At 57.4% G+C, this 2,567-nt stretch carries 2 protein-coding genes; both read left to right on the top strand.

Annotated elements, in window-relative coordinates; all coding sequences use genetic code 11:
* The first annotated feature begins 117 nt into the window (after nucleotides 1-117).
* On the top strand, nucleotides 118-993 hold the full coding sequence (locus tag PHW99_RS18805) for a site-specific integrase (RefSeq protein ID WP_300181403.1): 876 nt from the start codon (nucleotides 118-120) through the stop codon (nucleotides 991-993).
* 15 nt (nucleotides 994-1,008) lie between these two features.
* Nucleotides 1,009-2,205, top strand: coding sequence for an IS91 family transposase (locus PHW99_RS18800; protein WP_300181399.1), 1,197 nt, complete (start codon nucleotides 1,009-1,011; stop codon nucleotides 2,203-2,205).
* Nucleotides 2,206-2,567 lie beyond the last annotated feature (362 nt).

The following is a 2,567-nucleotide window of genomic DNA, read 5'->3' as shown; positions in this document are numbered from 1 at the left end:
TTGGACTAAACCGCTCGCGCGGTACCCTTCGATCAGCGGTCTAGGTAAGTCGACGGTGTGTGCATGCCGATGTTGTGAATTGAGGCAATTGGCCTCGTTCACAACAGGAGCACAGCCATGGAAACATCGACACCCAGAGGATCACCACTGCGCCAACGCATGATTGAAGACATGCGAATGCGCAAGTTTGCACAAAAAACACAAGCGGGCTACATCAGAGCCGTGCGGCAACTGGCAGGCTATCTCAAGCGCTCACCCGACACCGCCTCCATCGAAGAACTGCGACGGTTCCAGTTGCATATGGTTGATCACGGTGCCTCGCCAATTACCCTCAATGCGACGATTTCTGGCCTGAAGTTCTTCTTTGATGTCACCCTTGATCATGGCGAGTTGATGGCCAAGATGCAACCTGTGAAGGTGCCGCGCACCCTGCCAGTGGTATTGAGTCGTGAGGAAGTGGCCCGCTTGATCGCTGCTGCACCGGGATTGAAATACCAAACAGCGTTGTCGCTTGCCTATGGCACGGGCTTGCGTGTCAGCGAAGTCGTCGCCCTCAAGGTCGGGGACATCGACAGCGAACGCATGACACTGCGAATTGAGAATGGCAAGGGCGGCAAGGATCGCTACGCCATGCTATCGCCTGTGTTGCTTGAGCGTCTGCGTAGTTGGTGGCGCCTAGCCCATGCCCAAGGCAAGATGTTGCCTGGCGGTTGGTTATTTCCGGGACTCAATCCAATGGATTCGGTGGGAACGCGTCAAATGAACCGCGCCATCCACGCGGCTGCCGAGGCGGCCAAGATCGACAAGCGCGTGTCGATGCATACGCTCAGGCACAGCTTTGCCACCCACTTGCTGGAGCAAAAGGTCGACATCCGCGTCATTCAAGTGCTGCTTGGACATAAAAAACTGGAGACGACAGCACTTTATACACAGGTGGCCACCGAGATATTGCGTGAGGTGGTCAGTCCGCTGGAAACACTGCAGCCCGCGTAACAGGGTTAGTCCAGCATGGGGCGCCTCGCCTTGGAGGTTGCCGACATCTTTCGTACTCATGGCCCGGCTTGGCGCAAAAACCAGCAGAGTCACCTGAGCCTGGGTCAACTCAAAGTCATGTCGGCCATCGAACAGTGTCGTACAGCAGCACTGGGGGGACACGCATTGCACTGCGACGGCTGCGGGCACGACCAGCTTTCCTACAACTCGTGCCGCAACCGTCATTGCCCAAAGTGTCAGACCAGTGCGGCCAAGCATTGGCTGCAAGAACGACAAAGCGAATTGCTGCCGGTGGACTATTACCATGTGGTCTTCACCTTGCCCGCGCCCATCAGCGCGATTGCGTATTACAACAAGGCGGTGATTTACCGGCTGTTGTTTGAGGCGGCCGCAGAGACCTTGATCACCATCGCGGCAGATCCCAAGCATCTGGGTGCGCAGATTGGCGCGACCCTGGTGCTGCATACCTGGGGATCAGCATTGACGCACCACCCCCATGTGCATGGCATTGTTCCTGGTGGTGGCCTGTCACCCGATGGGCGGCGGTGGGTGGCTTGCAAACCAGGATTCTTTCTGCCGGTGCGGGTGCTCTCAAGGTTGTTTCGCAGGCGGTTCCTGGAAGAGTTGGGGGCGGCATACCGTGCTGGTGAGCTGCAGTTTTTTGGCGAGTACGCCGACTTGACGGATGCCAAGACATTTGCCAAATGGTTGGCACCGATGGGGCGGTGCGAATGGGTGGTGTATGCCAAGCGTCCGTTTGCAGGCCCGGCTGCGGTGCTGGCTTATTTGTCGCGCTACACCCACCGGGTTGCCATCTCCAACTCACGCCTGATTTCAATGGATGAGGCAGGGGTGACATTTCGCTGGAAGGATTACCGTGCCAAGGGCAAGACGCGGCATAAGACCATGACGCTGGAGCCCGATGAATTCGTGCGCCGTTTTTTGTTGCATGTGTTGCCCAGTGGCTTTCATCGTATTCGCCACTATGGGCTGATCGCCAACAATGCGCGCAAGGAGAAACTGGCTCTGGCGCGAGAACTGCTGCAGGTGGCGCCTGCCGCCGCCGTCGACCCGAAGCTTGATGACGATTGCGCTGAACCAGTGCGACCAACTTTTGTTTGCACACATTGTGGCGCGCCGATGATCATCGTCCAGACGTTTTTGCGCGCACCGACCATTCGAGCGCCGCCTATCGCCGAGGGTCCACCATGAGAGCCAAAACTTGGCGATGGTCAAACTGTAAGCTGACTGCGCACTCGCCGCAGCCGGTTTGGGTAAGTGCTGCCTTTTGTCGCGAAACCTCGGCGGATCGCGCCACCGGAGTCAAAAAAATATCGACTGTCAGTTGGATTGCGTGTCGCTTGAGCAGTCTGGCCGTCAGCGTGGTGGCCATGGCCGCAATGTCAAACCACACTGGGGCTCTTCAAATCCCCATAGCTGCATAGTTCACTCCAACAACTGCGGCACTCCCCGCGGTTTCCTCCCCCGAGGCTTGTACGACGCCTGCCCTTAGGTTTACGTGAACTCATCCACGCCAGTGCTCACGGGCAGGCATCCTACAAACCTTAACTTTA

Source organism: Rhodoferax sp., assembly GCF_028689305.1.
Classification (GTDB): domain Bacteria; phylum Pseudomonadota; class Gammaproteobacteria; order Burkholderiales; family Burkholderiaceae_C; genus Rhodoferax.
The sequence above is the reverse complement of the archived record's forward strand: the minus strand, read 5'-3'. Positions and strand labels throughout refer to the sequence as shown.

Bases quoted from the DNA above. Each gene is read 5' to 3' on its own strand.
- PHW99_RS18805 (WP_300181403.1), top strand. From the start codon at position 118: ATGGAAACATCGACACCCAGAGGATCACCACTGCGCCAACGCATGATT.
- PHW99_RS18800 (WP_300181399.1), top strand. From the start codon at position 1,009: ATGGGGCGCCTCGCCTTGGAGGTTGCCGACATCTTTCGTACTCATGGC.